This is a genomic window from Streptomyces canarius (genome assembly GCF_014650735.1).
Taxonomy (GTDB): domain Bacteria; phylum Actinomycetota; class Actinomycetes; order Streptomycetales; family Streptomycetaceae; genus Streptomyces; species Streptomyces olivaceoviridis.
The window spans coordinates 1-4,899 of the sequence record NZ_BMVN01000137.1 but is presented as its reverse complement, the minus strand read 5'-3'; the positions used below and the strand labels follow the sequence as shown (position 1 = coordinate 4,899).

Annotated in this window: 4 protein-coding genes; all 4 read right to left on the bottom strand. The window is 71.0% G+C overall.

From position 1 onward, the window contains the following. On the bottom strand, positions 1-262 hold a 262-nt coding region (locus IE294_RS46270), incomplete at its 3' end, for a cytochrome d ubiquinol oxidase subunit II (RefSeq protein WP_189895317.1). Position 263: 1 nt separating this feature from the next. Further along, positions 264-1,688, bottom strand: a complete 1,425-nt coding sequence (locus IE294_RS46265; RefSeq protein ID WP_189895316.1) for a cytochrome ubiquinol oxidase subunit I — start codon at positions 1,686-1,688, stop codon at positions 264-266. Positions 1,689-1,694: 6 nt separating this feature from the next. Beyond that, a complete protein-coding gene (locus IE294_RS46260) occupies positions 1,695-4,043 on the bottom strand; it encodes an FdhF/YdeP family oxidoreductase (protein ID WP_189895315.1) in 2,349 nt (782 codons plus the stop codon). A gap of 96 nt (positions 4,044-4,139) precedes the next feature. Then, on the bottom strand, positions 4,140-4,841 hold the full coding sequence (locus IE294_RS46255) for a YoaK family protein (RefSeq protein WP_189895314.1): 702 nt from the start codon (positions 4,839-4,841) through the stop codon (positions 4,140-4,142). Between the last annotated feature and the right edge of the window lie 58 nt (positions 4,842-4,899).

Below are 4,899 nucleotides of genomic sequence, written 5' to 3'. Positions count from 1 at the left end.
CCAGCGGGAGGTACAGCGTCGAGGTCAGCGCGGCAAGCGCGGCCGGGAAGCCGCTCCACAGCATGACCAGGCAGTAGATCAGCCAGGTGTGGTTCGCCTCCCAGACGGGGGCGAGGGAGTCGTCGATCAGATGGCGGGGTTCCCGGCCGCGCCCGGCCCCGCCCGCGATCAGGTCCCAGAACCCGGCGCCGAAGTCGGCGCCGCCCAGGACGCAGTAGGCGATCACCCCGATGAAGAGGAACACCGCGACCAGGTCCGCCATGTCAGGACGCCTTTCCCGTGGTGGTCCCGGCGGGGCGTTCGGGACCGTAGGGCACGGACACGGCCTCGTCGCCCTGCTGCCGCCAGCGCCGGGTCATGGACCGCAGCACCCACAGGGCGGCGGCACCGACAGCCAGGTAGAGCAGGAGGACGGCGCCGAAGAAGGGCCACAGGTTCCCCCGGGTCGCCACCGCGTCCCGGGTCAGCAGGTGGCCGACGACGATCCAGGGCTGGCGGCCGACCTCGGTGACCACCCAGCCGCTCTCCAGGCAGAGGATCGCCACGATCCCGCACGCGGCGGCGGACCGCAGGAACCAGCGGTTGGTCGCCAGCGTGTGCCGGCGGCGCCACCACAGCCAGGCGAACCAGAGGGCGACGGCGAGCATGAGGAAGGAGGTACCGACCATGATGTCGAACGCCCAGTGGACGATGTTCGCCTGCGCGTCGGTCGGCCGGACGTGGGCCGGGACGGCCTCCAGTCCCTTGATGGTGGTCGAGGGCTTGAAACCGGCCAGCAGGGACGCCATGTCGGGGATCTTGATGCCGTAGCGCACCTTCCCGTCGACCAGTACGCCGCCCAGTGTCTCGGGCACGTGGTCACCGGTGGCGGGCAGAAGCTCGATCGAGGCGAACTTCGCCGGTTCGTCGTCGAAGACCTGCCGGGCGATGGTGTCGCCGACGATGATCTGCACCGGCAGCGCGCAGGCCGCGGTGACGAATCCGGTGAGGAAGCCGACCCGGTGGTGGCGGTCGCGCCGGCCGCGCAGCATGCCCACCGCGTAGACGCCGCCCACGACGAAGCCGGCGATGATGTACGCCGCGATGAGCATGTGCAGGAACTCCAGCCAGAAGGCGTCGTTGAAGAACACCTCGGCGGGCCGGACGGCGACCACCTTGCCGTGCTCGACGGTGATGCCGCCGGGCTGGTTCATCCAGGCGTTGGCGGCGACGACCGAGGCGGTCCCGCCGACGCCGGCCAGGGAGACGGGCACCCCGGTCCAGAAGTGCGCCCAGGGCCGCATCCGGTCCCAGCCGTAGATGTAGAGCGCCACGAAGATCGCTTCGAGGAAGAAGAACAGGCCCTCGATCGCGAAGGGGAAGCCGAAGGCGGAGCCGTAGTCGCCCATCAGACGGGGCCACAGAATGCCCAGTTCGAAGGAGAGGACGGTGCCGGTGATGGCCCCGACCGCGAACAGCACGGCGGCCACCTTCGACCAGCGGCGGGCGAGCAGCAGCGCCTCGGCGTCCCCCTTGCGCAGACCCCGCCAGTGCGCGATCAGCATGAGGGTGGTCAGGGCGACGCCGAACGGCACGAGGATGATGTGGAACCCGAGGGTGAAGGCCATCTGCTCCCGGGCGGGCAGCAGTTGCGCGGGGTCCGCGGCGGCCAGTGCGGGCAGGCGGGTGAGCGCGCCGGCTGTCGTCATGGCAGGTCAGTCCTCGGCACTGGGCGCGACCCGCACCTTGATGTTCTTCATCAGGGGCTGGTTGCTCTGCTTGCTGTAGTCGCTCGCGGCGATCAGGACGTTCATCTCCGGCATGTACCCGGCGGCGCAGCCCCGGGGCATGCTGTATTCGATCGCCGTGTACCGCTTGAGGTACCGCTTGCTGCCGTCGCGGGCGGTGGCGGTGATGTCGACGAGGCTGTCGGGCTTGATGCCGCGGGCGCGCATGTCGTCGCCGTTCATGAGGACGAGGGTGCGCAGGTTGCTGATGCCGCGGTAGCGGTCGTTGTCCGAGTAGATCGTGGTGTTCCACTGGTCGTGGCTGCGCATGGTCTGGAGGATGAGCACGTCGTCCCGCGGCGGCGCCTCGGGCAGCGGTGCGGCGGAGAACTCGGCGCGGCCGGACGGGGTGAGGAAGACCAGTTCCCGGGCGGGCTGTTTGATGCGGAAGCCGAGCGGGAGCCGCACCCTGCGGTTGAAGTCCTCGAAGCCGTCCAGGACCTTCGCCATGGTGTCGCGGATGCGGTCGTAGTCCTCGACGTACGACTCCCAGGGCGTGCTGCTCTCCGGAAGGGTGGCCCGCGCCATGCCGGCGATGATGGCCGGCTCGGACAGCAGGTGCGGGGAGGCGGGCTTCTTCATGCCGACCGACAGGTGCACCATGCTCATCGAGTCCTCCACGGAGACGGACTGGAGGCCCCGCCGCTGGTGGTCCTTCTCGGTGCGGCCGAGGCAGGGCAGGATCAGCGCCTTCCGGCCGTGCACCAGGTGGCTGCGGTTGAGCTTGGTGCTCACGTGCACGGTGAGTTCGCAGTTGCGCAGCCCCTGGGAGGTGTACGCGGTGTCCGGCGCGGCGAGCACGAAGTTGCCGCCCATGCCGACGAAGACCTTCACCCGGCCCTGGTTCATGGCCTCGATGGTGTCGACCGTGTCCATGCCGAACTCGCGCGGCGGGTCGATGCGGCAGACGTCGGCGAGCCGGTCCAGGAACTCGGGCCGGGGCCGGTGGTCGATGCCGCAGGTGCGGTTGCCCTGGACGTTGCTGTGCCCACGCACCGGCGAGGGGCCGGCGCCCTCCCGGCCGAGGTTGCCGCGCAGCAGCAGGACGTTGACGATCTCGCGGACGGTGTCGACGCCGTGTTCGTGCTGGGTGAGGCCGAGGCACCAGCTGATCAGGGTGCGGTCGGAGCGGGAGTAGATCCCGGCGGCCTTGAGGATGTCGGCCCGGGGGAGGCCGGACTGCTCCTCCAGTTCCTCCCAGGAGGTGGCCTCGCACAGCTCACGGTAGGCCTCGAAGCCGTGGGTGTAGCGCTCGATGAACTCCTTGTCGAGCGCCTTGGGGTCGGTTCGGCTCTCCTCGAGGACCGCCTTGGCGATGCCCCGCAGCAGGGCCATGTCGCCGCCCGCGCGGACCTGGAGGTTGAGGGTGCTGGTGCGGGTGGCCTTGAACAGGGCCATGTCGGTGAACTCGTGCGGCACGATCGTGCTGGTCGCCGCCGCCTCGACGAGGGGGTTCACATGGACGATCTGGGCGCCCCGCCGGTAGGCCTCGGCGAGCGCGGTGAGCATGCGCGGTGCGTTGGAGGCCGCGTTGACACCCATGACGAACAGGGCGTCAGCGGTCTCCCAGTCCTTGAGGTCGGCGGTTCCCTTGCCGGTGCCGAGGGCCGCCGTCAGGGCCCGGCCGGAGGCCTCGTGGCACATGTTGGAGCAGTCGGGCAGGTTGTTGGTGCCGAACTCGCGGGCCATCAGCTGGTAGAGGAACGTCGCCTCGTTGCTCAGCCGGCCCGAGGTGTAGAAGGCGGCCTCGTCGGGGCTGTCCAGGGCTCGCAGTTCGCGGCCGATCAGGGCGAAGGCGTCCTGCCAGGTGATGGGGACGTACCGGTCGCTCGCCTGGTCGTAGACGAGGGGCTCGGTCAGCCGGCCCTGGTCCTCCAGCGCGAAGTCGGACCACTCGGACAGCTCGGAGACGGTGTGCCCGGCGAAGAAGTCGGCGCCGACCCGCTTGCCGGTCATCTCCCAGGTGACGTGCTTGATGCCGTTCTCGCAGATGTCGAGCTTGAGGCCCTTGGTGTCGTCGGGCCAGGCGCAGCCCGGACAGTCGAAGCCGCCGTTCTCGTGGTTCATCTTGAGGATGGCCCGCGGCCCCTCGAACAGCGCCCGTTCCTTGATCAGCACCCGGCCGACGCTCTTGGCGGCGCCCCAGCCGGCCGCCGGGTGGTGGTAGGAGCGGTGGGACGGACGCTTGTCGTCGGCCGGGCCGTCGCCACCGGTGGCCGAGCGGCCGACCGCGCCGTCCTGCGGGTTCGGCTTCGGGTCAACATCGGATGCGGTCATGTCGTGCGCTCTCTCTGTCGAAACGGGCCGTGCGTCGGGGCACTTGGAGACGGGGGATGGACTCGGAGACGGGGACTCGGAGACGGCTCGGGAGGCTCAGAGCCGCAGCGGGACGGCGGCCGGGCGGGTCGGCGCGCGCAGCCAGGTCGCCGCCAGCGCCGCGGTGACGAGCAGGGCCGGCACGAGCGGGGCTCCGGGGCGCAGCCAGCGGTAGACGGCGCCGTCGACGGCCGCCCCGGCGATCAGCGAGGCCACGATGCCGACGCTGCGGGCCTGGAGGCGTCCGCGGGTGGCGAACGCCGTGACGGTGGAGGTGAGCAGGCCCGTCAGATAGGCGGTGGTGATCTCGCTGCCGGCGGTGACCCGGACGCTGCCGTTCTGACAGCCCATGGCGACGGCCGTGAGGAACAGCAGCAGGGTGCGGGCCGCGCCGTGCGGTGCCGTGTGCCAGCCCAGCCAGCCGCAGACCACCAGCCACAGCAGCAGGGCCTCCAGGAGCAGACCGCCCCGGATGCCCGCGCCGCGGAGCCGGCCCCGGCCCGCCGCCACCAGGCCGCCGGCCGCCGCCCCGACGACATAGCCGAGCAGGGCTACGGCGACGAGGCGGGCGGCGGCCAGGTGGGCGTTGCCCAGGTGCAGGCCGAGGAGGGCGGAGTTCGCCGTGACGACGCTGGTGAAGACGCCGTCGAGGGCGAGGAACCCGAAGGCGTTCGCCGCTCCGGCCGCGAGGGTCAGCAGGTGCCGGGTGGCTCCGTTCCGCCCAGGCCACGGGGACTGGTCGGGGCTCGGCGTGGTCACTTGGCGAGGAACTCCAGCAGGGCGGCGTTGACTTCCTCCGGGTGGGTCCAGGCGATGT

What these genes read in the sequence shown, in the direction of transcription:
- IE294_RS46265 (WP_189895316.1), bottom strand. Translation starts at nt 1,688, where the DNA reads ATGACGACAGCCGGCGCGCTCACCCGCCTGCCCGCACTGGCCGCCGCG.
- IE294_RS46260 (WP_189895315.1), bottom strand. Translation starts at nt 4,043, where the DNA reads ATGACCGCATCCGATGTTGACCCGAAGCCGAACCCGCAGGACGGCGCG.